This is a genomic window from Methanolobus sp. ZRKC2, assembly GCF_045291185.1.
In the GTDB taxonomy this organism is placed as follows: domain Archaea; phylum Halobacteriota; class Methanosarcinia; order Methanosarcinales; family Methanosarcinaceae; genus Methanolobus.
Genome location: NZ_CP146980.1, coordinates 883,266 through 909,115, shown reverse-complemented (window position 1 = coordinate 909,115; position 25,850 = coordinate 883,266). Strand labels below are relative to the sequence as shown.

The 25,850-nt window shown below is 39.1% G+C and carries 22 protein-coding genes; 11 read left to right on the top strand and 11 right to left on the bottom strand.

Going from position 1 to position 25,850, the window contains the following annotated elements:
* The first annotated feature begins 368 nt into the window (after positions 1-368).
* Positions 369-1,031 (top strand): peroxiredoxin, encoded by a 663-nt coding sequence (locus V7O62_RS04275; protein WP_406658334.1) that lies wholly within the window; start codon positions 369-371, stop codon positions 1,029-1,031.
* Positions 1,032-1,091: 60 nt separating this feature from the next.
* Here V7O62_RS04275 and thiC read toward each other — a convergent pair whose 3' ends face one another.
* Entirely contained in the window at positions 1,092-2,375 is a 1,284-nt protein-coding gene (gene thiC / locus V7O62_RS04270; RefSeq protein ID WP_406657785.1) for a phosphomethylpyrimidine synthase ThiC, read from the bottom strand.
* Between the two features lie 225 nt (positions 2,376-2,600).
* On the opposite strand from thiC, the gene V7O62_RS04265 reads away from it, so the two are divergent.
* Positions 2,601-4,925: a DNA topoisomerase gene (locus tag V7O62_RS04265; protein ID WP_406657784.1), complete on the top strand. Its 2,325-nt coding sequence runs from the start codon at positions 2,601-2,603 to the stop codon at positions 4,923-4,925.
* Between the two features lie 192 nt (positions 4,926-5,117).
* Here the strand turns inward: V7O62_RS04265 and V7O62_RS04260 are convergent, their stop codons facing one another.
* Positions 5,118-5,564 carry a nitroreductase family protein gene (locus V7O62_RS04260; protein WP_406658333.1) on the bottom strand — a complete coding sequence of 149 codons (447 nt, stop codon included), beginning with the start codon at positions 5,562-5,564 and terminating at the stop codon, positions 5,118-5,120.
* Between V7O62_RS04260 and V7O62_RS04255 the strand changes: the two genes are divergently transcribed.
* A complete protein-coding gene (locus V7O62_RS04255; protein WP_406657782.1) occupies positions 5,491-5,670 on the top strand; it encodes a hypothetical protein in 180 nt (59 codons plus the stop codon). The genes V7O62_RS04260 and V7O62_RS04255 overlap by 74 nt on opposite strands.
* A gap of 45 nt (positions 5,671-5,715) precedes the next feature.
* Here V7O62_RS04255 and ilvC read toward each other — a convergent pair whose 3' ends face one another.
* The 7 genes from ilvC to V7O62_RS04220 form a co-directional block, all read right to left on the bottom strand.
* Positions 5,716-6,723, bottom strand: a complete 1,008-nt coding sequence (gene ilvC, locus V7O62_RS04250) for a ketol-acid reductoisomerase (protein ID WP_406657781.1) — start codon at positions 6,721-6,723, stop codon at positions 5,716-5,718.
* A 51-nt stretch (positions 6,724-6,774) separates the two neighbouring features.
* Complete coding sequence (gene ilvN, locus V7O62_RS04245; RefSeq protein WP_406657780.1) at positions 6,775-7,266, bottom strand: acetolactate synthase small subunit; 492 nt, start codon at positions 7,264-7,266, stop codon at positions 6,775-6,777.
* A complete protein-coding gene (locus tag V7O62_RS04240) occupies positions 7,263-8,960 on the bottom strand; it encodes an acetolactate synthase large subunit (RefSeq protein WP_406657779.1) in 1,698 nt (565 codons plus the stop codon). The genes ilvN and V7O62_RS04240 overlap by 4 nt, the downstream gene beginning before the upstream one ends.
* Before the next feature lie 63 nt (positions 8,961-9,023).
* Positions 9,024-10,502: a (R)-citramalate synthase gene (locus V7O62_RS04235; RefSeq protein ID WP_406658332.1), complete on the bottom strand. Its 1,479-nt coding sequence runs from the start codon at positions 10,500-10,502 to the stop codon at positions 9,024-9,026.
* 134 nt (positions 10,503-10,636) lie between these two features.
* The gene (locus tag V7O62_RS04230) at positions 10,637-11,683 is read right to left on the bottom strand and encodes a M42 family metallopeptidase (RefSeq protein ID WP_406657778.1); all 1,047 of its coding nucleotides are present in this window, start codon (positions 11,681-11,683) and stop codon (positions 10,637-10,639) included.
* Between the two features lie 123 nt (positions 11,684-11,806).
* On the bottom strand, positions 11,807-12,319 hold the full coding sequence (locus V7O62_RS04225; RefSeq protein WP_406657777.1) for a PEF-CTERM sorting domain-containing protein: 513 nt from the start codon (positions 12,317-12,319) through the stop codon (positions 11,807-11,809).
* A 123-nt stretch (positions 12,320-12,442) separates the two neighbouring features.
* Positions 12,443-15,160 (bottom strand): DUF1616 domain-containing protein, encoded by a 2,718-nt coding sequence (locus V7O62_RS04220; RefSeq protein WP_406657776.1) that lies wholly within the window; start codon positions 15,158-15,160, stop codon positions 12,443-12,445.
* Between the two features lie 171 nt (positions 15,161-15,331).
* On the opposite strand from V7O62_RS04220, the gene V7O62_RS04215 reads away from it, so the two are divergent.
* A complete protein-coding gene (locus tag V7O62_RS04215; protein WP_406657775.1) occupies positions 15,332-16,153 on the top strand; it encodes a M48 family metalloprotease in 822 nt (273 codons plus the stop codon).
* Positions 16,154-16,202: 49 nt separating this feature from the next.
* Positions 16,203-16,424, top strand: coding sequence for a hypothetical protein (locus V7O62_RS04210; RefSeq protein ID WP_406657774.1), 222 nt, complete (start codon positions 16,203-16,205; stop codon positions 16,422-16,424).
* A gap of 32 nt (positions 16,425-16,456) precedes the next feature.
* Here V7O62_RS04210 and artC read toward each other — a convergent pair whose 3' ends face one another.
* Positions 16,457-17,287 (bottom strand): archaeosortase C, encoded by an 831-nt coding sequence (artC, locus tag V7O62_RS04205; RefSeq protein WP_406657773.1) that lies wholly within the window; start codon positions 17,285-17,287, stop codon positions 16,457-16,459.
* 235 nt (positions 17,288-17,522) lie between these two features.
* On the opposite strand from artC, the gene V7O62_RS04200 reads away from it, so the two are divergent.
* The 6 genes from V7O62_RS04200 (at position 17,523) to V7O62_RS04175 (ending at position 24,086) form a co-directional block, all read left to right on the top strand.
* Positions 17,523-18,332: a hypothetical protein gene (locus tag V7O62_RS04200; RefSeq protein WP_406657772.1), complete on the top strand. Its 810-nt coding sequence runs from the start codon at positions 17,523-17,525 to the stop codon at positions 18,330-18,332.
* A gap of 768 nt (positions 18,333-19,100) precedes the next feature.
* A complete protein-coding gene (locus V7O62_RS04195) occupies positions 19,101-19,784 on the top strand; it encodes a WbqC family protein (RefSeq protein WP_406657771.1) in 684 nt (227 codons plus the stop codon).
* On the top strand, positions 19,785-20,399 hold the full coding sequence (locus V7O62_RS04190; protein ID WP_406657770.1) for a PIG-L deacetylase family protein: 615 nt from the start codon (positions 19,785-19,787) through the stop codon (positions 20,397-20,399).
* 735 nt (positions 20,400-21,134) lie between these two features.
* Positions 21,135-21,221 carry a transposase gene (locus V7O62_RS04185; RefSeq protein WP_406658331.1) on the top strand — a complete coding sequence of 29 codons (87 nt, stop codon included), beginning with the start codon at positions 21,135-21,137 and terminating at the stop codon, positions 21,219-21,221.
* A gap of 156 nt (positions 21,222-21,377) precedes the next feature.
* The gene (locus tag V7O62_RS04180; protein WP_406657769.1) at positions 21,378-22,811 is read left to right on the top strand and encodes a lipopolysaccharide biosynthesis protein; all 1,434 of its coding nucleotides are present in this window, start codon (positions 21,378-21,380) and stop codon (positions 22,809-22,811) included.
* Between the two features lie 405 nt (positions 22,812-23,216).
* Positions 23,217-24,086: a polysaccharide pyruvyl transferase family protein gene (locus tag V7O62_RS04175; protein WP_406657768.1), complete on the top strand. Its 870-nt coding sequence runs from the start codon at positions 23,217-23,219 to the stop codon at positions 24,084-24,086.
* Between the two features lie 239 nt (positions 24,087-24,325).
* Here the strand turns inward: V7O62_RS04175 and V7O62_RS04170 are convergent, their stop codons facing one another.
* Positions 24,326-25,849, bottom strand: coding sequence for a hypothetical protein (locus V7O62_RS04170; RefSeq protein ID WP_406657767.1), 1,524 nt, complete (start codon positions 25,847-25,849; stop codon positions 24,326-24,328).
* Between the last annotated feature and the right edge of the window lies 1 nt (position 25,850).

Genomic DNA, 25,850 nt, shown 5'->3' with positions numbered 1-25,850 from the left:
TTTCTCCTGTGTTCTTATCCTGTACTGATTGGATTTTTTACGGATAAGTACTTATTCGATGAATATCGCATATTTTCTAGTATATGGGTGATGTGTGGAGCAAGGCCGGAAAAGTTAAATCCGACTACCCAGGGACGTTTCTGCACATTTTGCCTGATGGTGATACAATGGATGAGAAAAGGGATACCAGAAAATATATTGAGAGCCAGTTCCGGGAGATGCGTGACTATGTTTCCAAGAATGTGAAGGATCTTGAGCTTGAAAAAGAATTCGACAAACAGACAAAGGAAATTACCGAATACGTGGATCAGAATATCAAGAAGCTCAGAGGCAGCATTAAAGAAAGCTCTGCAGCCGAATCTACAAGTATCTCAATGCCACTGATCGGGGACGATGCTCCGTCTTTCACTGCTGTTACGACTGCAGGTGAAATAAATTTCCCCAGAGACTATAAGGATAAGTGGGTTATTCTTTTCAGCCATCCTGCGGATTTCACTCCGGTTTGTACTACCGAATTTATGACATTTGCAAGTATGCAGGATGAGTTCAGGGAAATGAACTGTGAACTTATCGGATTATCTATCGATAGTATCTATGCCCATATAGCATGGCTGAGGACCATTAAGGAAAAGATCGATTACAAGGGAATGAAAGATGTAGAAATCACTTTCCCTGTCATAGCAGACTTGAAAATGGAAGTTGCGAAGAAGTTCGGTATGTTACAGCCCAATGCCTCGGACACACAGGCTGTAAGGGCAGTGTTCATGATCGATCCGAAAGCCAAGGTCAGGGCAATCCTGTATTATCCACTCTCCAATGGAAGGAATATGGATGAAATTAAGAGACTTTTGCAGGCATTGCAGAAATCAGATTCCGAAGGAATAGCAACTCCCGCTAACTGGCAGCCGGGCGATGATGTCATTATCCCTCCACCAGGTTCATGTGGAGCTGCAAAGGAAAGGATGGAAGCTGCTGAAGAAACAAAATACTGTCTCGACTGGTTCATGTGCTTTAAGAAACAGCGAGTATGAAAGGGACTTATACGTCCCTCCTAATCTATTTTGAAATGATTTTTTCTTAGTCAACAAGTATTAGTTCTTCTTTTCTTCTTCAAGTGCCTTGCTGACTATTTTCATAGCACAGAGATCTCCGCACATGGAACATGCATCGCTGCCTGTCATGCGGCTTTCCCTGACATTTCTTGCACGCTCACCATCGATAGCCAGGCTGTACTGTGTCTCCCAGTCAAGGTTCTTGCGGGCATGTGCCATCCTGTCGTCAATGGCTCTTGCACGCTCTTTTTGTCCTTCCTTGGCAAGGTCTGCTGCATGGGCTGCTATCTTTGTGATAATGGTTCCTTCCCGGATGTCATCGTTTGTCGGGAGTGCAAGGTGTTCGGCTGGTGTGGTCATACACAGGAAATCAGCTCCGCACATTCCGGCAAAAGTCCCTCCGATCGCACCGGTAATATGATCATATCCCGGGGCTATGTCTGTGACAAGCGGGCCCAGGAGATAGAGCGGTGCCTGGTCACACAGGTTCTTCATTCCCTTTACGCTTAGTTCTATCTCATCGATAGGTACGTGTCCCGGTCCTTCTACAAAACACTGGATGTTTGCTTCCTTTGTGCGCTTCACAAGTTCTCCGAGAGTTATGAATTCCATGAATGAAGGGCCGTCAGAGGCATCATGTATGCATCCAGGTCGCATTCCGTCTCCAAGACTTACTGCCATATCGTATTCCTGTGCGATCTCCAGCAGGTAATCATATTCGGAATAGAATGGATTATCTTCGCCATTATGCAGCATCCAGGCAAGGGTGAATGATCCTCCACGGCTGACGATATCCGTTATCCTGTTTCCCTGTTTGATCCTTTTCAGGGAATCCTGGTTCACTCCTGCATGTATGGTAACAAAATCAATACCGTCCTTTGCATGCTTGCGTACTGCATTGAACATATCATCGGAAGTCATATCTACAACAGCTTTCTGTGAAGCTGCCGCCTGGTAGATTGGAACAGAACCTATGGGGAGGTTCACAGCATCCATTATCTTTTTTCTTATAAGGTCCAGGTCCCCGCCGGTGGAGAGGTCCATGAGTGCATCAGCACCAAAAGCTTCTGCTGTTTTTGCCTTCTCTATTTCATCATCAATGTTGATGTGATCACGTGATGTTCCTATGTTGGCGTTTATTTTTGTACTGAGGTATTTGCCTATACCTACGACCCTGCAATCCCTGACAGGATTATTGGGGATACTTATGAGTCCTTTGGCAACACATGAGCAGATGGTCTTAGCTTCAATGCCCTCGTCTCTGGCAACGGCTTCCATCTGGGGCGTGATGATACCCTTTTTTGCATCTTCCATTAATGTCATTGATTACTCCTTCACTGCTGCATCTGTATGGGCTGGAGATATAATCTTAGTACATATATATGTTTCACACATGTGAAGTAGTTATCATCATGCATTTTGATGTTGGCTGTTTTGTACATCTAGTTGATAAATATTTTTAAATTTTGTCAAACAAGCTACGATTAACAGATCACTTTCACCCTGCAAGCTCAATTCTTATTTAATATCAGAACATAGGAGTCCAGCATGTCAATAGTCGTATTCACGGAAAAGAATAAAGCAGCAGCACAGATAGCTGGTATTTTAAGTGGGGGCGGTTTTAATCGTGCATCAATAGACGGTATTCCGGTCTACGACTTTAAGAAAAATGGTAAGGAATGGCGTATCATGGGTTTGTCAGGCCATATAATGGGCTATGACTTTCCACCTGAGTATAACAACTGGAGAGAATGTGACCCTGCAGTTTTACTTGATGTTGATCCTGTAAAAAACGTACTGAAAAAACCATATGCTACTGCTATTTCCATGCTTGCAAAGCAGGCTGAAGAGCTCATTCTTGCATGTGATTTTGACAGGGAAGGGGAGAACATCGGTTTTGAAGCCAGGCATCTGGCTGAAAAGATATCAAAGGCTCCTGTAAAAAGGGCTCGTTTTTCTTCACTGTCTGCCAGTGAGATCAAACAGGCATTCGATAATCTTGTCGAGCCGGATGCCAACCTGGCAATGTCTGCCGAGGCACGCCAGATACTTGATCTGAAGATGGGTGCCGCTTTCACGAGGTTTATGACTCTTGCTGTAAGGGAAAGGGCACGTACTAAGGATGTTATCTCTATTGGTCCCTGCCAGACTCCGACTTGTGGTTTTGTGTACGAACGTGAGAAAATTATCCGGGATTTTGAATCGAAGGATTTCTGGAAGATCGAGGGAGTCTTCTCTTATTCTGGTGTGGATTTTATCGGGATGCATCGGGGGGGGCACATTGCTGATAAGGCTAAGGCTGATGAGATTTTCAAGAGAATCAAGGATTGCAAGAAAGGTATTGTGGCAAAGAAGAGTGAGAAAGAGTCTGCAGTAAATCCTCCCTATCCGTTGAATACTACTGAGTTCCTCAAACGAGCTTCCAAGTTTCTGGGAATAAGTCCCGAGACTGCCCTTGAGGTTGCAGAGCAGTTGTATCTTGCGGGTTTCACAAGTTATCCGAGAACAGAAACCAACAAATATGCTGATGATTTTGATTTCAAGGCCCGGTTGGTGGGCTTTACATCAGGGGAGTTCCGTGAACAGGCTCTTGCCATACTCTCCCAGCCGAAAATAAAATGCAGGAACGGTACACGGGATGGTCATGATCACCCTCCTATCTATCCTATTAAGGCTGCAACAAAGCAGGAGATTGAGAAGAATGTGCGAATGCCGGATGCCTGGAAAGTCTATGATCTTATAGTGCGACATTTCATTGCTAACCTGATGCCTCCGGCTTTATTTGACAAGACTCGTCTGGAAATCCATGTAAGGAATGAGATATTCGACACAACCGGTTCTGTGATGAAGGATGCCGGCTGGATGGCTGTGTATCCTTTCGAGACCAAGAATGATAAATTGCTGCCAAATGTGGAGTTAAACGAGGAAGTCGATGTTAAGAAGATAAGCAACATCAAATCCAAGACCACTCCTCCGAAGAGGCTTACTGAGGCTGAGTTACTTACGTTAATGGATAAGAATGGAATAGGTACCAAAGCAACGGCTCCTTCTCACATAGAGACTAACAAAAAACGGGGTTATTTTGAGACCAAGGGAAAAACTATTGCCATTCTTGACACTGGTTTTACTCTCATGGAATCACTGGATTCATCCGTGCCAGTACTAGTGAAACCTGATATCCGTGCCCACATCGAAGCTCTCATACAGGATGTGGAAGACGGGCAGAAAAGTTTTGAGGATTCGCTGGATGAAGGGTCCCAACTCATCAGGAAGATGTACTCTCAGCTATCTTCAAGTAAGGAGCAGGTAGTTACAAAATTAGCCGGGACGATTACGGATGAAAATGTTGCTGCAGATAAAAAGAACTTCATTGGCGAGTGTCCGGAATGTGGCAGGATGCTTCGTATAGTCAAGACTGACAAAGGCAGATTTGTGGGTTGTAGCGGCTATCCTCAATGTAAGAATACCTATCCACTTCCAAAAAGCGGTGCTCTTACCATAATGAGATCAAAACAATGCAAAAAGGAAGGTGTTGCGATCATTAAGGTGGGAAACAAGTATCATTGGTCCGTAGGTATGGGTCCGTGTTTCACATGTGATTCCGAGAAAGTGTGTTTTCCTCCTGAGGTAGTAGGTCCCTGTCCGAAATGTGAAGGATCGATGTTCATAATAAGTACTAAGGACTCAAGGTTTTTGGCCTGTACGGAAAAATGTGGGCATACACAATCCCTGCCAAAAGAAGGCCGGCTTACCGTCCTTAAAAAGTGTGAGCACTGTGACTGGAAGAAGCTCAGGCTAAAGCCTAAAGAAAAGGATGCAAAGGAGTTTTGTACCAATCTTCGATGTCCTTCGAGAAGGCAATCTAAAAGTTAATCAAGCAAATTTGATTTCAATCTAAAGCAAACTTCCTTGATTAACCTGAAATTTGACAAATGCTTAAATAGAAGAAATAACATTTTAAGAATTAGAGGCGAAGATTGTACATTGCCAAAATTACAATTATTACCATTTTGGTTGGGTCTACTATACCTCCGATTCATCTCCACAAACCCGGTCTTCGTCTCGTTACCTCCATTTTTCTGCGTAATTTTCTTCAAAACATACATCTTTCAGGTCTTTCCTATTCGAGCTGGATGCTTTTTGAACAGGCTTTCCTATTGCGATCACTGCCATAAGTTCCATTGAGTCAGGACAACTAAGAATCAAGTTAACTTTCTCTTTGTTGTTCAGAATCTCTCCCAGCCATACCGCACCAAATCCCAGTTCGCAACATGCAAGAAGCATGTTCTGTATAGATGCACCGATGGCCTGGATATCCTTTGTCCGGTTGTACATGGTATCCTGATCCAGAAATACGGCTATCAGGAGAGGAGCACTTCTAATTATTTTTCCGTAATGGGTACAATCTTCCAGTTTTGCCATTGTCTCTTCTTTCTGTATGACAATGAATTTCCACGGCTGGTTGTTGAGGCCGGATGGTGCCCATCTTCCTGCGTTCAGTATGGTCTCTATGTCGTCCCTGCTGACCTTATCTTCGGTGAATTCCCTTATGCTTCTTCTTGACAGAATAGTTTCTATTGTATCTGGCAGTTCAATACCTCCGGTTATGTCGCATTAAGTGTATGTAAAAAAAGAAATAAAAAAGGTGTGTAGACCTTCAGGTCTACTTTTCGTTCAGTTCACTGTTCAGCCAGGGCATATTTGCTCTGATCTGTTTGCCGATAACCTCGAGTGGGTGCTCCCTGTCCTGCCTTTCCATGGCAGTGAGCACAGGCCTGTTTGCCCTGCCCTCAAGTACGAATTCCCTTGCAAATTCACCATTCTGAATCCTGTCGAGTGCTTCGTACATAGCTTCCCTGGAAAGCTCGTTGATTACCTGTGGACCCACGGTCATACCACCATATTCTGCAGTATTGGATACTGAGTACCACATCTTGTCAAGTCCGCCTTCGTGAATGAGGTCTACTATGAGTTTTAGTTCGTGGCAGGTTTCGAAGTATGCCATCTCTGGCTGGTAGCCGGCTTCCACCAGAACTTCGAAGGAAGTCTTAATAAGTGAGGCTACACCACCACAGAGGTCTACCTGTTCTCCGAATAGGTCGGTTTCGGTTTCCTCGCGGAAGGTTGTCTCGTATACTCCTGCACGGGTGCATCCTACACCCTTTGCGTGTGCAAGTGCCATTTTCATTGCGTTTCCGGTTGCGTCCTGGTATACGGCAACAAGGCCAGGTACTCCTGCACCGTCAACATATGTCCTTCTGACGAGGTGTCCGGGGCTCTTTGGAGCTACCATGTAAACGTCAATGTCCTTCTGTGGGACTATCTGGTTGTAGTGGATGTTGAAACCGTGTGAGAATACGATTGCATTTCCTGCTTCAAGTCCGGGCTCAATCTCACTGTAGTATACCTGTGACTGAACTTCATCAGGCAGGAGTATCTGTATAACATCTGCTGCTTTTGCTGCATCGGCGACTGTCATGACCTTAAGTCCGTCGTCCTCTGCCTGCTTCCAGCGTCTGCTGCCTTCTCTCAGACCAATTGTAACATCAAGTCCTGAGTCATGGAGGTTCTGGGCCTGTGCGTGTCCCTGGCTTCCGTAACCCATTACTGCTATCTTCTTACCTTTCAGAATGTTAAGGTCTGCATCGTTATCATAAAACATCTGTGCCATTGTTAGTACCTCTTATGAAATAATATGAAATATTTGCTGTTAACTGTACTTTCAGCTTGAAACACCTTTCGCCCCTCTTCTCAGGGCAACCTTGCCTGTCCTCACCATTTCTCTTATGCCGAAGGGCCGCAACAGTTGTTCGATAGCCTCGATTTTTGTCTCATCGCCTGTTACTTCGATAACCATAGATCTTGGAGCAACGTCAATGATCCTGGCGCGGAAAATGTCTGCTATCTGCATAATCTCAGAGCGTGTGGTCACATCCGAATTAACTTTGAAGAGCGCCAGTTCCCTTTCGACAGTTTCTTCGGATTTAAGATCTGTAACCCTGATTACATCAATGAGTTTGTTAAGCTGTTTTGTAACCTGCTCAAGGACTTCGTCATCGCCCTTTACTACTATGGTCATACGGGAGATGGTAGGGTCTTCTGTGACTCCGACAGTCAGGCTGTCAATATTATATCCTCTTCTTGAGAACATGCCTGCGACTCTACTGAGTACCCCGTACTTGTTCTCAACCAGAACTGAAAGTGTATGCCTCATTCTTTTCTCTCCAGGTCAAGTATCTCGTTAATCGCAGCACCTGCAGGAACCATCGGTGAAACGTTCTCCTCACACTCTACTACGAAATCGATAAGTGTGGGTCTGCCTGATGCGATAGCTTTGTCTATTGCAGGACGTACCTCATCGCGTTTAGTAGCCCTCAGTCCAAGAGCACCATAGGCTTCAGCAAGCTTCACGAAATCAACACTGTCCTGTATACATGTTGAAGAGTATCTTTTATCAAAGAACAGTTCCTGCCACTGCCTGACCATTCCAAGGTATCCGTTATTGAAAATTGCAACTATTACCGGAATGTTTTCTTTTACTGCCGTTGCCATTTCCTGGGAGTTCATCTGGAAGGAACCGTCTCCTGAAACATCAAAGACTACCTTGTCAGGTCTGCCCAGCTTGGCTCCGATGGATGCGGGGAAACCGTATCCCATAGTACCGAGTCCGCCGGAGGATATGAAAGTCCTCGGTTCTTTGTAATTGAAGTACTGTGCAGCCCACATCTGATGCTGTCCTACTTCGGTAACAATAATAGCATCTTCGCAAGCTTCCTTTATCTGCTCGATGATGTATTGGGGCTTGATACCGTCTCCGGTTGCGGGTCCTATGTAATGTAGAGGATACTGCTTTTTCCAGTATTCGATTTTCTTAAGCCATTCTTCGGATTGTGACTTTTCAGAATATTCGATTAGACGGGAAAGAATCCACTTCGCATCACCGACAATTGGGATATCCACTCTTATATTCTTGGATATCTCTGCAGGATCAATATCAATGTGGATTATCTTTGCGTTTGTTGCAAAGGATTTTAGTTTACCTGTGACTCTGTCATCGAATCTTACGCCGACGGCAATGATAAGGTCTGATTCCTGTATTGCAAAGTTTGCATACTTGGTACCGTGCATCCCCGGCATTCCCATGAACAATGGATGGTCTCCGGGGAATCCTCCCATACCTGTTAGAGTTGTGGTCACCGGTGCCTGAATTTTTTCTGCCAGTTTAGTTAGTTCTTCTGCAGCACCAGAGCTGATGACACCTCCGCCAGCATATATCACGGGATTCTTTGAGTTTTTGATCTCAGAAGCAGCTCTCTTGATCTGCTGGAGGTTGCCGTGATAAGTTGGATTATATCCACGGAGTTCTACCTTGTCAGGGTAATAGAAGTCTATCTCTTCTGTTGTGATGTCCTTTGGCAAGTCAACCAGTACAGGTCCCGGTCTGCCTGTGGATGCAATGTGGAATGCCTCTTTAACGATTTTGGGTAGCTCCTTTGCATCCTGGACCAGGTAATTATGCTTGGTTATCGGCATTGTGATGCCTGTTATGTTTGCTTCCTGAAATGCGTCGTTACCTATCAGTGAGCTTGGCACCTGGCCGGTGAAAGCAACCATCGGAACTGAGTCCATGTATGCGTTTGCAATACCTGTGACCAGATTTGTCGCACCCGGTCCCGACGTTGCGAGGCATACGCCTGTCTTGCCTGTTGCCCTTGCATACCCTTCAGCTGCATGTGTAGCCGCCTGTTCATGGCGTACAAGTACATGCCTGATTTTCGAGTCATACAATTCATCGTAAATAGGAAGCAGAACCCCTCCGGGGTATCCGAAAATAGTATCAACGCCTTCCCTGTACAGGCACTCAATGAGGGCTCTGGCGCCTGTCATTTTTTCAGTTGATCCTGTCATATAAATCCTCTGGGTAATATGTTTTACAATATTTCAATCTGTTATCAGAAATGTTCATCCGGTTCATATCAAACGGTTGATGCCGTTAAGCAGGGCTTCGACCGATGCCATTACTATGTCTGTACGGGCACCTCTTGATGTAACCATCTTTCCGTCTTTCGAGAGTTTCACAAGCACTTCCACGAGGGCATCAGTACCACCACTGATAGCGTCTACATGATACTCTTCCAGTTGCACGTCCCCTATGCTTGCAACTCCCTTTTTAATACTTGCCAGAGTCGCGTCAACAGGCCCGTCACCGATGCCTGCTTCGACAACCTCTCTGCCGTCTACTTTGAGTTTAACTGATGCAGTGGGGGTGACCTTGTTCCCTGAAACTACGGTATATTCTTCCAGAATAACCTTCGCTTCTTTCTGGATACTGAGTACAGTCTCGGCTATCGACTGCAGGTCTGCATCCGTTACTTTTTTCCCGTGATCTCCAAGTTCTTTTACACGATCAAGAATCTCATGTAGCTGGACATCGTCAACATCGAATCCCATCTCTTTTACCGCAAGTGTTACAGAGCTCTTGCCTGCATGCTTTCCAAGTACGATCTTGCGTTCCCTACCGATAACCTCTGGCTTAATGGGTTCGTATGTGGATGTATCTGCCAGCAGGCCATGTACGTGAATGCCTGCTTCATGGGTAAACGCATTCCCACCTACAAGTGATTTGTTCGGAGCAACTGGTATGCCTGTCAGCTTGCTCACAAGCCTTGAGGCCTTGAAGATATCTGTTGTACTAATGCCGGTCTTGCATTTGTATAACCATTCAATGGTCATGACTACTTCTTCTAACGACGTATTACCTGCACGTTCACCAATGCCATTAACGGTTACGTGTGCCTGCTTTGCACCTGCCCTGAGAGCTGCAACGGTATTTGCAGTGGCAAGTCCGAAATCATCATGGCAGTGTATACTTACGGGTGCTTTAACAGCAGATGTGATGTCTCTGAATATCTCATCAGCCTTTTCAGGAACAAGCAATCCGACCGTGTCACAGAAGCATAATCTCTCGGCTCCTGCCTGCACGCCATCAGTGTATAAAGACTTCAGGAATTCCAGATCTGCCCTGGAGGCATCCTCACCACTGAGTTCAACTATTAGACCATGTTCCCTGGCATACTCGGTAGTATCTATGGCCATCTGTCTTACGGATTCTCTGTCTTTGCGTAACTTTACGTTGATATGCAGGTCCGATACGGGTGCTACAAGGTGGATAGAATCAACATCACATGCCAGTGCATGGTCCACATCCTGTTTCATGATCCTGCAGTAACTGCAGATCTCTGCATTCAATCCTTCTGCTACCACTGCTCTTATGGACTCGCGTTCACCTTCTGATGTAATGGCAGATCCTGCTTCGATCACATTAACGCCTAGTTCATCGAGCTTAGTAGCGATTGCCACTTTGTCCTCGCTTGTAAGTGCTACGCCTGGTGTCTGTTCGCCGTCTCTGAGAGTTGTGTCTAAAAACCGGACATTTTCAAATAATATAATCCCTCACATTTTCTTGTCTGTTATCCAGTAACAGCTTACAGGGATATTACGAAGTGATATATATGTATAGCGATTATCATCACGATTTTGCACAAAAAAAGTATGGCGGGGAAATCCTCGCCAGTTCATTCTGTTCAGAAGTAGTCGTTTACATTTAGTATTGCTTTTGTTAGCAGATCTGAACAATGCTTAAGGTCAGCAACATCAAGCACTTCTACAGGTGAATGAATGTACCTGGTTGCTACACTCAGCACTCCTGTGGGTATGCCATCTCTGGTAAGATGAATCGCAGTAGCATCGGTGGTACCGCCATCTCCGACATCCATCTGGTAGGGTATCTCGTTCTTGTCTCCGGTTTCCCTGAGCCACTTCAGTACCTGGGGTGATGCGATAAGGCCACGTCCTGATGCATCAACCACGGTAATGACTCCTCCTTTTCCGGTTTCAAGCACCGAGGCTTTCTTATCAATGCCGGGATGATCGCCGGGTATGGTCGTATCAATAGCAATGGCTACATCTGGTTCCAGTCCGAAGGCTGAAGTACGTGCACCTTTAAGTCCTACTTCTTCCTGTACTGTACCTACAACATAGAGAGTTGCTTTCAGGTCAGCCTTTGAGAGCTGTTTCATTGTTTCAATTACAATAGCACAGCCTGCCCTGTTGTCAAAGGCCTTCCCTGTTATCTTGCCGTTTGCAAGCTTCTTTACTTCGCGGTCCATTGAAATGGGAGTGCCTACTTCAATTCCCATCTTTTCAGCATCTTTCTTGTCCTTGGCTCCTACATCGATAAACATGTCATCTGCTTTGACAGGTTTCTTTCTGTCCTCAGCTTTCATCACATGTGGGGGCTTGGAACCGATAACTCCTGGAATCGGACCGTTTTTGGTATGTACGATAACCCTCTGGCTATGAAGTGTCTGGTCGAACCAGCCTCCGATGGTTACAAATCTTAAAAATCCTTTGTCATCGATGTACTTTACCATCAGACCAATCTCATCCATGTGAGCAGCGAGCATAATTGATGGACCCTCACCTTTTTTGACAACAACAAGATTTCCCATCTTGTCAGTCATCATTTCATCTGCATAGGGCTTGAGCTCTTCTTCGAGGATGGCCTTTATGTTTCCCTCACTACCTGATATACCATGTGCGTTGGATAATTTCTCAATTAATTCTTCCATGTATCATCACTTTTAACTTTAGACAGAGAAGAATGGAGTTGTAGGGATATAAGGTTTGAGTAGAGAAAAAGAAAGAAGTTTTTAACAAAAAGATAAAGAAAAAAGTTGGAGTAAGTTGTTAACTTACTCTTCCTTGCGGCGCTGGAATAGGAATGCCAGACCGAGGATTGCAGCTACTGGAAGTGCTACGGTTGGGAATTCTGGGATTGCTTCGAAATCCTTAGATGCGGATGCATCAGCTACACTATTAATATCTGCAGTTGTAATTAGCGTTCCATCTGCTTTATACACTCCTATCACCAAATTTAGTTCAGTTCCTACTGGAACATTTTGGTCTATAGTAAGGTCAAAAGCGTTGTAGTCTATGTGGTTAGCACTTGTCACTGGATAAGGTACCGTGTTATGGAAATTCACGCTGAGTCCAGCGTCTATAGATTCGATTGAGTAACTCATAACAGTTTCATCCTCGAAATCAGCATCAAGGGCTATACTGTAGTTAACTGGAACTCCTACTTTCTGTGCAACTGGGCTTGCGATAAAACTTCCGTCTTGTGCTACAATATCTGCGCTATATGCACTTGCAGTTCCAATCATTGCAACAAGTGCCACTATTGCTATAACTAATATTTTCTTCATTTTTGTACCACCTCTAGATTTTATATCTTTTTGGTTAATTTCTAGTTCTCCGCTTTCCTATATAAACATTTGCAAAAAGACTAAACTGTAATTATCATCATTATGATGATTCAGAAACTATTATCAAGATGATATAGAAAAGGACCATTCTTCCTTTTCAGTGTTTCCTGCATAGTCAGTTATACTCAATTCAACATCTACTATGCCACTTGGGAGTCCTGATGGGATGTATAAAAGTGAACTGGAACTGATTTCGGCATTTTCTGTGACATCTATTCCGTTGATCAGAAGAACTATTCTATCTCTGTCGATACCTGCTCTATCATCAGAGTAGGACGCCCTTATAGTGAGACTGTCTATGGTAACCATTGTGCCAACTTCAGGACTGACGCTATTGATGGTTGGCTTTACTCTGTCTATGATGAATGTTTCCTCTTCATACAGGTTCTCGGAATTGATTGTCTTGGCCTTTACCGTGACACGTGCGACGCCATCGTTAATATCATCATTTATTTCCACTGTGTATGTATATTCGTTGTCCGAAGAACTTTCAAAGCTCACATCAAGGTCTTCTTTGTATCTGTCTTTGACTGTCACAGTGGGCTTGTCCTGAAGTGCTACTGAGGGTAAGATTGTTATAGTCACGTCATTGGATGTCTTCTCAGGGTCAATCGCAATGCCTAGCTCTTCAAGGGAGACGTCGGTGTAGATCGTTCCGAAAGTGTAGCCTGTGTTGTTGACGTGGTCTTTTCCAGTAATCTCAACGTTGAAACTGTCCTTTACATTGACAGTGTACTTTGTGGTCCACACAATCCCGTCCTTGCTTATCATTTCGATTTTTTCTGTGTTTCCGAAGTTGCGTGATGTTATCAAACATATTACTTCTTGTAAAGGTTTGGTAGACTCGACGGTTAGGTATGTCGTTTTACTGGTGGGGTTCGGACTGATCTCAAGAGTTATCTCAGGTCTTGACTTGTCAACAGAAGTGCTGGTGTCTGCAACTGCATGCTCTAGTTCTTCATTCATGGCGTTGTCAACAGCCACTGATCTAAAGTAATAGGTAACACCTTCCTTACCATCGAATAGTGCTGATGTGGCAACTGTTCTACTCAGCCATCTCTTCCAGGTAATTCCGTCAGTGCTGTAGTCTATATTATAATAAAGTATGCCAGAACCTATATCCGTCCCGTTCCAGCTTACGGTGAAATTGTCCTCTTTGACAGCAGGCGGAAGGGGAAGTACTTTTGATACAGGGTGGATAGCTTCAACAGTGTTGTCGTCGCCAATATATGGAGATATCTTAGATAGTGAGATAAAACTAATTTCATCGACTGTCAAATTCACCGGATGCACAACAAGGTTTCTGCTTTGTGCCAGTGTGAATGTTAAGATGTTGCTTCCCTTCATTACGGTAACAGGTACTTGTAAATGCTGCCATCCCTCATCTCCATTCATTCCGTCGGACCAGACTAAGTCTCCATTCAAAGTTACCTGCTTGAATTGTGACTCATCATTTCCTGGGGTACCAAGAGTGTAAGTATCCTTTAGGAATACAGACAACAATACATCTTCAGTCCTGCTGCTTTGTATTTCCTGCTGGATCGAATGCTTATCGACACCATGTCTTCCAATCACGCCTTCATATGTACTATTTATCACATATGCTCCGCTGGAATAGATGCCTGAGTTGTTGCTGTATGAACTATTCACATAGGTTTCATTCGTAGATGCGAATGTCCAGCCATCATTTAGTTCCATGGAAGGGTTATCAATTTCAATGAAGTCTATTATCTCTAAAACTGTCTCTGACAACCTTTCATCACTCAGTTCCTGGGTAACCCAGAGGTGGACCGAGCGATATGGCAATGTATTCAAACTTTCTTTAAATAGTACAAATTCCAGCTTCTGCTTGCCCTGTTTGAAGTGAGTGGGTTTCACCACGATTTTCTCTTCCCATTTCTCCTGATCTTCAAGGTTAATTTTTCTCTGTTCTAGGGTACTTCCATCCAGTTTTATCTGAAGTATATAGTTCACATCTGTAAGTTCATAGTTCTCTATTCCCAATATTATCTTAGCGGGTTTGGATGCCGACAGAACAGTCGGATAGTTCTCAGCTTTTCCATCGGGGCCAAGTATATAGAGTGCGGTGAAAGTTTCCTTTTCTCTAGTGACTTTGGCATAGGCGAACATTGCACTTGCTATTATTATGGACAGCACCATTGCGATCATGAGTGCTTTAACTACTTCGGGAGGCACTTTTTTGATAGATCTTATTTTTCTCGTAGACCCCGTTGAGATTTCTTCATTGAATGTTCGAAAAGTAGAAACTTTTTTCCTGCTAGTGGCTCTGAACTTTTTGTTATCCTGTTCCTTTGTATCATTGCGCTCCTCGACAATTTCAAGTTCAACATCTTCAGATGTGAGAGACCGAATGAAATCGCTAAATGAAAAGCTAAACTGTTCACTTGCTTTCAGCTGCCGTCGGTGTAGGTATGCAAGGGCTACGAACAGTAAAGTCAAAAAGGATATTGAAATAGTGATTGAATCTGGTCTGAACTTCCAGTCTGTTAAACTAATAAGGAACCCATCGAAGACTACTATAATAATGCTGAAGACGACACTCAGGGTGAACCTTTCGATGCCTGATATCTTTCTGCTACTGGGAAAGAGGACTGCAATAAATGCGTATCCTGGCACGAAGAATATTAGTAACAATGCAAAAACAATTCTCAAAGGAGTTTCATTCAGGGGTGCTACAAGAATGAAAATGACAGAGAGTAATGAAAACAGCAACAGCAGTTTAAGGTCCTGTGTATACAGGCATTTTTTGGAACCTGACATCTATTTACTATTCCTTTTGGGCCATTTTTAATCAATGTTAACTGCAAGTAATTATTTGCTAAAATATATAAACATAAGGTTACTATAATGTTCATCGAGAAAGTTACAATTGACCAGATGTAAAGAGGTTTTACTATATATAAGCGGATATATCTTTTGTTTGCCATACCCATGGTACCTATTGTCCTTGTTGGTTTTTATCTGGGTGGTCTGATAGTCGGTGTACTTTCAGCAGTGATAAGTTTTATACTGGCATGGTCAATTTATCGTCTTTCACCTATAATTCTTTTAAGGTGGTATGATGCCAGAAGTATGTCTCGTGAAACGCATTCTTTTGTCTACTCGCATCTATCTGAGCTTTCTTCACATTTTGATGTTCCATTACCTCAGCCCAATGTCTTCGATTCAGAGGCACCAATTACATTCATTATCGGGACTAATAAAAAATGCTACCTGCTTATTTCTACCTCTTCAATGGATATGCTGGATGAGGATGAATTAAAGTCAATACTTACTCTTGAAGTTGCAAAGATCTCAATGGGTACCGTACCTGTGAACACTGCAGTAGCTCTTTTTGCAGGAGCAATCGCAGCTTTTTCAACAATTACTCTGTGGATTGCAATGTTTACAGGCTTCGGCCAGAAAGATGATCCTGCACCACGTTTTATAAGCTTCCTTGCAATGGGTGTCATATCTCTACCCTGTGCCCTTCTTGTTCATATCTTTGCTGTTGATTCCACTATGGAAGTGGATCGGATGGCAGCAGGCATGATGGCAGATACTCACCTTCTTTCAAAAACTCTCAATAAGACAGGAACTTATATTAAACTCCATGTGACAGATAGCTTTAACCCAGGGCATACTCATCTCTTTTCAATGAATCCTCTTAAGACAAACACTATCTTTGATGTGTATTCATCTATGTTCCTTACAAAGCCCACTGTTGAACAGCGTATTTCGTATTTTGAAAACATTAAAGATATAAGTCAGTAGAAAACAATCAGTAAAATGTATAAAAGGTAGTGATATGTTCTCGTCAATAATGGATATCTATAAAGAACTGAAACAATGGCAAAAAGCACTCCTATTCAGCTTTGTCTCCTATGCGATGCTTCTGTTTGCAACAGTTGTGGCAATTACTTTCATGCTCGGAGATTTCAACTTTAAGGTTGTAAGTGGTCTTACTTTCATATATATGTTTGCTTTGATTGCTGGTATTCTGGTTGCTGTAAAAATGTTTCAAAAAAGGCTTGTTGAGGAGTAAGAATCTGTGTTTTTTCCTCTCCGAGTATATCTCTATTTTTTGATGTTCAATATATACATGATGAGGCCTGCAGTTCCTGCAAATATAATCCATCCTATGTGCGTGTGGACTACTGACATTGCCTCAAGGCCGTAGAAATATGCTGTCAGGTAAAGGATGATGACTCTGAAAAGGTTTGCCAGGTAGGCGATAGATATGGCAAAAAGCATGATAAAAAGCGATTTGCGTACCTCTATCTTCTCGATTCTTGAGTATCCTGCGACAATGCCTATGAGCAAGAACATGGAGTACAGGCCCGAGCATGGTCCTCCTATTACGATGGTCATTGCTTCTTCTCCGTACAAGGTTATTGTTTCGATAGCAATGATCTCTACGGGTATGCCTACGATCTTAAGCACCGCTACTGTGGGCATCAGAACGAAATAGTGATCGAAGATGTGCAGGAAGCCGATGTTAAAGTATCCAAAGAAAGAGTAGAATATTAGATATAGGACTGTGAAAACAAATGATATGTATAGACCGAACTCTCCTATCTGTCGCAAGTCGTTCCTTGCTGTACCCATGGCAAAAAGGGAAGTGCCTATTATAAACGTCATGGAATCAAGTGTTCCTATGCTGCTCCTTGTAGTAAGATTGTATGCCGAAACTGCTCCCATTATGAAAATCCCTACAAAGAGAAATATCTTTGAACTTTTAAAGGCTGCATTGTCTCCTGTGAGCTTGATTTTTGAGATTACTCCTGCTGCAACTATGAACAGCACAATTCCGATAATAGTTGACCCTTCACTGAGTTCGATGGTTGCTCCAGTGAAAAGTGCAAGCACTATTAATATAAGGATTATGTTTTTGTTTTCATCCTGCATTTTTAACCTTTTTTAATTTATTTTATGTTATATATATAGTTGACTGAAAATGTTAGAGGTCATTATCATAATCATTTACTTGGAGGTGGTAAATTTATATATGATATCATTGCAATTATATTTTCGATATAATATGGATGACAGTATCTAATAGAAATTCATACAGGCCATTAAATAAAATAAACATGGTTAACTTTAACCGTAAAACTGAGGCTCTACATTGCGAGATTTCACATTGTCTAAATATAGGGAATTGCTTGAGGTTATAGTGTCCTCGAGCTATGAATCAATCACTGTGCATGACTATCTGATGTCTCTAGCGGACAAATGTATTATCTTACGTCATGATGTAGACCGTGCAGTGGACCGGAACCTTGCAATGGCAAGGCTTGAGGCAACATATGATATAAAGTCAACATATTACTTTAGACATGTTAAAGATGTATTTCTGCCCGATGCCATTAAGGAGATAGCTAGCATGGGTCATGAAGTAGGTTTTCATTATGAGGTTATGGATAAAGCAAAAGGTGATAAGGAAAAGGCTCTGGAGATTTTCAGGAAGGAACTCGAAGACCTTCGTCAATATGCCGATGTGACTACTGCCTGTATGCATGGCAATCCCTTTGCGGCTTGGTCTAACAGAGATATCTGGACAAATTATGATTTCAGGGAAACAGGCATAATCGGTGAACCTTATTTCTCTTTGGATTATTCTCGAGTTCTTTATCTCACGGATACTGGAAGAACATGGGCAGACAGGAATATACGTGTGAAGGATGTGCTTGATGTTGATCAGGACTGCATGAACTCAAAGCTAACAAAGGATGTAAGATCCACAGATGATGTCATCAGTTTGGTTAGAAGTGAAGAGTTCGAGCAGATCTGTATACTTGCTCATCCCAACAGGTGGTGTGATAGCATATTTGGATGGACGACAGAATTTGTTATGCAGAATTTTAAAAATATAGGAAAAGCTGGGATTATTCAATATCGGAAAATGACAAAGGGATATGAAAGAGCTTCGAATATATCTTCTAATAAATAGTCTTTTTATTCTCTAGCAACTATTTTCATAATTTGTATGTAAAATTAGCATAAATTAACATTGTAGAAAAACTATTTTCTGCTTTATTACATAGTCTTTTAAGCGGATAAAAAACCCAAAAGCTTTACATATTACAAAAAACACTAGTTATATTTAACTTTTGTGAAATAAGTACATGAAGTTTGTTAATACAGCGCTAGCTGTATCAGGAAAATCACATTTTGATATTTACAGTTGTGAGTATTCTGAAAGGGATAGACAGTTACATCGACTAAAGAAACTTGCTTTGCTGGAAGAATATCTTGGTAAGAATATAGAAATATTATTGAACTTGTCAAATTGATTGGTATGTAAAATCTAAAATTGGATTAAAATTAATTTTATATTTTACCATAGTATATTAATTCTCCAACAGAATTGACTCTATTTACTTAATGGATATACGCATCATGGAATAAATTTCTATGTTTAATGCAAGATATTTAGGAAGGAACTAACTATTAGAAAGTATATATTCATATATTTTGATGAATATGATATAAGCGTATATGTATTTCAGGCATGAAGGCATAATTAGTTTGTTATCGATAGATAGCAATAATTATATTAAAGACTGACTTTGTGTTGGATTCTATCATTATGTCTAAAGTATCACTTGATGCTAGTTATTAATTCAGATTTCGTAATCTTTAAAAATTCAAAGAGATCTTCTTGATATTAAGAATGTTAAAGCCATGAAGTTAGTTTTTTAAGAAAGGAGGAAGACAATTGAGAATTGCATTACATCAGCCCAATTATCTCCCGTATCTTGGTTTTTTTGATAAGATGAATAAAAGTGACATTTTTGTACTATATGATGATGCTCAGTTTAGTAAATCAGATTTCCATCATAGGAACAAAATTCGAATATATCATGGATGGCGATGGCTAACAGTTCCAGTGGAAAAAAGCCGTCTTCCAATTAAGAACATTAAAATAAGAAACGATTTTTTAGTAAAGGATAATTACTGGTTTGAAGATCATTTTCAGTCTATAATGAATAATTATGAAAAAAGCAAATATTTTCATAAATATAAAGAATCTTTGCAACAAATTTATTCTGGAGAATATGATAATTTGGTTGACCTCAGTATAGCACTTATAAACATGATATCTAGTGGAATGTTTACTAAAAATAGGATAGTCTTATCAAGTGAGTTTGATTTAAAATCAACTGGTACTCAAAAAATAATTGATATTGTAAGTGTTCTTGATGGGGATGTATATCTTTCTGGACCAGGGGGGCACTCTTACTTGGATACTCAACTTTTCGAAAAACACAATATTAGATTGGAATTTCAGAATTTTCATCACCCTGTATACTCTCAATGTTATGATAATTTTTTACCAAATATGGCTGCAATTGATTCATTGTTCAATTTAGGAAAGTTACCTTTAAAAGGTGAGATTTAAATGAAAAAGAGGACGGTTTTGGCGATAGGAGCACATCCAGATGACATAGAGATAGGTTGTGGTGGTACAATAAGAAAGCACGTGGAAAGGGGGGATGAAGTCTACTATTCAATTGCCACTGGGGGGGAAAAAGGCGGTCAGAAGAATATAAGGATAAAAGAAGCAGAAAAGGCAGCAGAAAAAATGGGTGTCACTGATGTTTACTTTATGAGTTTAAGGGATACATTCATAGCACATGATGGCCATACTATTGGCATTCTAGATAAAATACTCCAAGAAAGGAAACCTTCAGTTGTTTATGTTCATTCTTTAAAAGATTACCATCAAGATCACATGAATATTGCAAGATCTATTCTCTCTGCTTCTAGAAAAATGAAAAACAGCATTTTCTGCTATGAGGCACCTTCCACTACACTGGAATTTAAACCAACTGCGTTTAGTGATATTAGTATCACATTTGAAATGAAGATGGAATGCATTCAAGTTTTTGCTTCACAAGAGAAAAAAGATTATGTCGAAAGAGAAGCGATTGTCAACTTGTCTAAATTCAGAGGGAAGACTATCAATGTTGAATATGCTGAAGCCTTTGAAGTGCTTCGTTTAATAGAATGGTGATATTGATATCTTTATAGTTATTTTGAGTAAATTAGAATATATACTTATAATCAATATCTTAAAATTGTAATAAAATTTGAATTTCGAAATTGGTTGATAGAAGCACATTGTTACTTAATAAAGATGGATATGTTGTAAATCTTTACTCTTTAATCATTTTAAGTAATCACAGCTACTGATTTCAATTAATTTCTTACTAATAAATGCATTATTTCAAAAGCGTATTCCTTATCCATCACATTAATCTTGTCTTAGAGCTCTATGATATTGCTTAAGTAATGTCATTGCATTTTTGCATCATCAGTAGATTTTACTTATGTCTTAAAAACGGTTATATGAATTTAGCAGTATCTGCTAAAATACTTACTTTAAGTATGGATCTATGTTTCTTCCTTGATCTAAGTGAATAATAGTATCTACAATGAGCACTTGCAAATCAACTTGAATCAATTGCAGTAACTTTTATTCTCTCTCCAATTAATGAAACAGAGCAAGTATTCGTTTCAATAATCTGTTAAGTAAACAAGTTTAAGTGATTCTCTTTTGGAATACTTATAACTGTAAATCTCTAAATGTGATTTTCCTGATACAGCTAGCGCTGTATTAACAAACTTCATGTACTTATTTCACAAAAGTTAAATATAACTAGTGTTTTTTGTAATATGTAAAGCTTTTGGGTTTTTATCCGCTTAAAAGACTATGTAATAAAGCAGAAAATAGTTTTTCTACAAAGCCATTAAACTATTATTTTTACCACCTTATTCGTCGGATTTAAATCTCATAGAATCTATATGGAAAACATTAAAAAACTTATTTCAGTAATATTCTTTAAATTAAAAATTATTTGTGAAGGTATAGAGGATGAAATCAAATATTTATCAATATTTCTATCATTTCCAAAAGCTTTGATTTAAAAAGCAAACCCTTCATGGGAAGTATAATTGTTGAGTTCATGGCTATAAATATAGTAATGATAAGATGTCACTTCGAAAAAAAACGTTGTCGGGTATATTTTGGGTAGGAATTTCCACATTTTTATTGAAAATAATAAATTTCAGTTTTAATATCCTACTTGCAAGACTATTAAGTCCATCAGATTTTGGTCTTATAGCTATTGCTTTGATATCTATCAATTTTTTTGAGATATTTCGTGATTTCGGTATTGGAAATGCATTGATTCATAGGAAAGGAGATATTGAAAATGCTGCAAACACTGCATTTTATCTTTTTCCAGCAATAGCAATTTTATTTTATTTTATATCATATACTACTGCACCATATATTGCAGATTTTTTTAAAGAAGACATTGAATTAATTATAAGAGTACTTTCATTATCATTGGTAATATGGTCTTTTGGTAATCTTCCTCGGAGTTTGCTAAAAAAAGAACTTGAATTTAAAAAAATGACGTTTGTTCAATTAATTCCCAAAATTGGATATGGGCTTGTTTCAGTTTTTCTTGCTCTGGAAGGTTATGGTGTTTGGAGTCTAGTAATTGGAAGATTGATATTAGAGATATTAAGTACCGCTTTTATTTGGAGTGCTATTAAATGGAGACCCTGTATAAAATTTTCATTGGCTGAAGCAATTGAACTGCTAAATTATGGAAAACATGTACTTGTTTCAAGTTTATTTGCTTTTATTATGACTGTAATTGATACGGTAATTATAGGAAAGAATCTTGGTGTTGAATATTTGGGATACTATACAATTGGATTAAGTATTGCTAATTTTTTTACTATCCAACTTGCAAATATTGCATCTCAAGTGTTATTTCCTCTTTACTCTAAAATTGAGAATAGTGATTTAATTGGTCTAACGCATTTAAAAATATTGAAGTTTAGCTCATATGTTATTTTCCCCATTTCTTTTGGGATAATTAGTGTCTCTGAAAATTTTATTCTAATATTTTATGGTGATAAATGGGTACCAACAATTGCAGTTTTACAAATATTATGCATCTATGGATTAACTCAATCAATTCAAAAAATATCTGAAAATGTATTTTTTTCTATGGGTAAACCAAAGATAGTAGCAAAAATTAATTTGATACAATTTTTAATGATAACTGCATTAATTTTTCCTTTGACTTTAGAATATGGGATCATTGGAACTAGTATTTCCGTAATGATCCCGTCTTTATTAACTATGTTTATTGCTCTTCATAATGTTTCAAAAGTACTACGAATAAATTATCGTTATATTTTGGAGACAATTTTTGAGCCGGCAATTGGTTCTATTTTGATGCTGTTTTCAATATTTCAATTAAAAGTTTATCTCCAAAATTTTTCTGATATTATTGCGCTTGGAATTTGTATAGTGTCTGGTCTAATGATTGTTTTTTTATTCTCATATTTTATGCTTAAAAATGACCTTAAAGAAATTGCAAATAACTTAATAGAAATGAGTTAATGATTGAAGTCCATTTTGTAATGGCATCATGTTCCAATTTTGTAGAATGCTTGTAATCGCTCTCTTGTTTTCGAATATGTAGCTTCTAAGTTGTATCCCTTATCTCTTACACAATAACTTGCCTTTTGACTTCTAAACATTGCTTTAGTAATGTCATTGCCGGTTTTGCATCAGGTGTCGGTTCACCTGATATCTTAAAATTAGTTTCGATGAACGAAACATCAACAGAAATGCTTACTGTCGAGGAAGGGTATACGTTCTTTCTTCTTAATGGATAAATGGCTACAGTAAATGCTGAGTACACTTGAATCTATAACATTTATCCATTTCTTTTCAGTATAGATGGAATAAATTAAGTGCTCGTTTCAATCATTTTAAATAAGATTACGACTAAAAGTGGCAGAAATGTACGGAAAAATACGTTCTTTTCTTAGGAAAAAAAGTAGATGCTTTTTATACAACATTAAAGTAAAAATACGTTCAAATAAAATATTTCTGAATGATTTTATTACTGTCTGGTGGTGGGATGCAGGTAAAGATAATTGGGGAGATGCTTTAAATCCTTTTTTGGTGGAGTATATATCAGGTAAGAAACCACTTAAAAGTGATTGCTTTTTTCCATCTCTAAAAATAAATCCAACTTATTCAGTTATTGGTAGCATCTTAGAAAAAGCTTCCAACAAAGAAAAGTTGATTATTTGGGGAAGTGGATTCCTATATGAGACTGGACAACTTAATAAAGAGCCACTTAAAATTGCGGCAGTTAGGGGACCATTGACTCGAAATATTATCTTAAATCAAGGTATAGAGTGTCCTGAGATTTATGGCGATCCTGCTCTACTTCTTCCACGGTACTATTTTCCCAAGAGAACAAAAAAGTATAAACTTGGTGTAATTCCTCATCATATTGATCAGGACAACTCACTTATTGACAACTTTAGAAGTAATAAAGATGTTTTGATAATAGATATATTGGGGGATATTCATGAATTTGTCGATGATATTTGTAGTTGTGAAAATGTTGCATCAAGTTCTTTGCATGGTCTAATTGCAGCAGATTCGTATGGAGTTCCTTCTGTATGGATCAAATTGTCGGATAAAATTCTAGGTGATGGGTTCAAATTTAGAGATTATTATCTGTCAATAAAAAAAGAAGATGTAAGTCCAATGATAATTGATGAAAGTACAACAGTAGAAAACATATGTGCTAAAGCACAAAAAAATATGATTCAATTAGATTTAGATAAATTGTTAGATTCATGTCCTTTTAAATAATGAATCGTGTGTACACCTTGATATACTTGTCACTGTTATCTACTGCAGTTTGAATTGAGCTTTTAAATTATTTCAAAATATCTTTTATATGTTTTTAAAATAAAAAGAAGCATTCAGTATCTAACAACTCTCTGAGAGCATACTGTGTCTTTCATGTCAGATTTCTAGCTTTCTATATTTCATTTAAATCATATATTTAAAATATATGGATGTTAATCAGAACCTTCATAATCATTAATCTACATCCATATCTTTATGTCACCATCGTCAAATACGCATGCTTTGTCGTTATGAGCAGAGACTATAAGTTTAGAGGCAAAAGGTCGATGATTCCATAGGACATAGGTATCAAGATCAACATCCTCAACAACATAATTAATACTATAATTGGTGGGTGAGAGTTTTAATCTATGCAAGTCTGCCCATATTGCATTGCCATGGTCAGGTCCTGAATATCCAGAATACCAAAAATCTTCAGATGTTAGAGGGTATCTTTCAAATTCGGAAATATCCGGGATTATAAATCCATAAATTTGATCCATAACAGAAGATAACGTTAAGAAATGAGTAGTTTCAGCAATAGCGGCAAGTCTAAAGCCTAAATGGTTGTTGTTTGAAATCGCATTTCCAATTGTATTCTCTTTCATCCAATTGCCTGCTACGAAAGTTGATTGTTCCAAATTGTGTTCTATAAAATCATTATTATCATTGTTATGTAAAAATTGAAAATATGATACAAAGCTGGTAATAACAAGTAAGGACAAAATAATGAATAATTTTGCATTTTTAGAAGAATGTACAGATTTTACAAAATTATAGAAACCATATCCTGCAAATGGAACTAAAAAAACAGGAATAAACATTTTAAGATATGTTAAATTATAAATGAATACAGTTATAAAAACGGTTGTCATAATTAATAAATATTCTGAGTATGTCTTATTTGTTTTGAAAGTTAGGTATAGTAATCCTCCTATTGCATATATTAAAGGAATTCCCATATAACGCAAATAATTGGTGAAAAGAGGGGCATATCTTGAATCTTCAACAAACTTACCTGTGAAAAAAGGAATAGAAAACATTATTGAAAAACCAATTAGTATCATCAATGGTCTATATTTTTCAGGGAATAATTTGCATATCTTAAATTTAGGCAAAAAGAATAGTATAACATAAGACAGAAAAAGAGGAATTAGGAAATAGAATAAATGGTGAGTTACGAATAAAAATAGAGACAGTGACACGAATAGAACATAATATGAAAATTTGCTAGTCTCATGAATTTTGACCAGCATGTAATAGCTAAGAGGTGCTAAAACAATCAACAATCCACGAGTAGGTATTGTCATGGTAGAATAATCAACAATTGACAAACTAACTGAAAAAAAAAGTGCCGAAATTAGTTTTATGAAGTCATTATCTGTGACTTTAGAAGCCATTAAATAACCTACAAAAATGCTAAGTAAGCCAATAATTTGGCAATAAATAAAAATCACATAATTCATGTGGATATTTGATATTTGTGAAAATCCGGATAATAAAAATGGAACTGATGATGCATAAGAATATGGATACAAGCCTGCAAATGATAGTGTACTAAGACACCATTTTGCATAACCAAATTCTGATATGGAATTTATCAATACATGAACAAAGAAGGAGTCATAACCTATCTCATATAACTCCACTTGGAAGCGTATCAATATGTTGTATAAAATAATCAATCCTAAAATTAAGCCAGATGATCTTTTTGATATTTTCATT

What these genes read in the sequence shown, in the direction of transcription:
- thiC (WP_406657785.1), bottom strand. Translation starts at nt 2,375, where the DNA reads ATGACATTAATGGAAGATGCAAAAAAGGGTATCATCACGCCCCAGATG.
- V7O62_RS04265 (WP_406657784.1), top strand. Translation starts at nt 2,601, where the DNA reads ATGTCAATAGTCGTATTCACGGAAAAGAATAAAGCAGCAGCACAGATA.
- V7O62_RS04255 (WP_406657782.1), top strand. Translation starts at nt 5,491, where the DNA reads ATGACAATGAATTTCCACGGCTGGTTGTTGAGGCCGGATGGTGCCCAT.
- ilvC (WP_406657781.1), bottom strand. Translation starts at nt 6,723, where the DNA reads ATGGCACAGATGTTTTATGATAACGATGCAGACCTTAACATTCTGAAA.
- ilvN (WP_406657780.1), bottom strand. Translation starts at nt 7,266, where the DNA reads ATGAGGCATACACTTTCAGTTCTGGTTGAGAACAAGTACGGGGTACTC.
- V7O62_RS04240 (WP_406657779.1), bottom strand. Translation starts at nt 8,960, where the DNA reads ATGACAGGATCAACTGAAAAAATGACAGGCGCCAGAGCCCTCATTGAG.
- V7O62_RS04230 (WP_406657778.1), bottom strand. Translation starts at nt 11,683, where the DNA reads ATGGAAGAATTAATTGAGAAATTATCCAACGCACATGGTATATCAGGT.
- V7O62_RS04225 (WP_406657777.1), bottom strand. Translation starts at nt 12,319, where the DNA reads ATGAAGAAAATATTAGTTATAGCAATAGTGGCACTTGTTGCAATGATT.
- V7O62_RS04220 (WP_406657776.1), bottom strand. Translation starts at nt 15,160, where the DNA reads ATGTCAGGTTCCAAAAAATGCCTGTATACACAGGACCTTAAACTGCTG.
- V7O62_RS04215 (WP_406657775.1), top strand. Translation starts at nt 15,332, where the DNA reads ATGGTACCTATTGTCCTTGTTGGTTTTTATCTGGGTGGTCTGATAGTC.
- V7O62_RS04210 (WP_406657774.1), top strand. Translation starts at nt 16,203, where the DNA reads ATGGATATCTATAAAGAACTGAAACAATGGCAAAAAGCACTCCTATTC.
- artC (WP_406657773.1), bottom strand. Translation starts at nt 17,287, where the DNA reads ATGCAGGATGAAAACAAAAACATAATCCTTATATTAATAGTGCTTGCA.
- V7O62_RS04190 (WP_406657770.1), top strand. Translation starts at nt 19,785, where the DNA reads ATGAAAAAGAGGACGGTTTTGGCGATAGGAGCACATCCAGATGACATA.
- V7O62_RS04180 (WP_406657769.1), top strand. Translation starts at nt 21,378, where the DNA reads ATGTCACTTCGAAAAAAAACGTTGTCGGGTATATTTTGGGTAGGAATT.
- V7O62_RS04175 (WP_406657768.1), top strand. Translation starts at nt 23,217, where the DNA reads ATGTACGGAAAAATACGTTCTTTTCTTAGGAAAAAAAGTAGATGCTTT.
- V7O62_RS04170 (WP_406657767.1), bottom strand. Translation starts at nt 25,849, where the DNA reads ATGAAAATATCAAAAAGATCATCTGGCTTAATTTTAGGATTGATTATT.